Genomic DNA, 355 nt, shown 5'->3' on the forward strand with positions numbered 1-355 from the left:
GTCTTCGTAGGTGTAACCGCTGTCGATCAGCCGTTCAACCGTGTTGTTCACCTTGCCCTCATGGTAGAGCGAGGATTCGAGAAAATAGACATCAAAGTCGACCGCAAAGGCCTTGAGATCAAGATCCTGTTCACGACGCAGATAGGCTACCGCGAAGTGGCGAATGGCTTCCAGGTCATCAGCATCCTTGGCACCGGTATAACGCTGGTCGGCGGCTTCCACCACGTCACCATTCATATAGCTGGCGGCCAGATCGGTAATGTAATCACCGCGATAGCCGTTTTCTGGCCAGCCTTCGTCGTCCGGGGTCAGGCCCTTGCAACGGGACTGTACCGACAGCGCCAGATTATTGATC

At 54.9% G+C, this 355-nt stretch carries 1 pseudogene; it reads right to left on the minus strand.

The features are described from left to right. Nucleotides 1–355 (minus strand): annotated as a pseudogene (argS, locus tag Q4563_RS17420) (arginine--tRNA ligase); the annotation flags it as partial.

This window comes from Gilvimarinus sp. 1_MG-2023, from assembly GCF_030548285.1.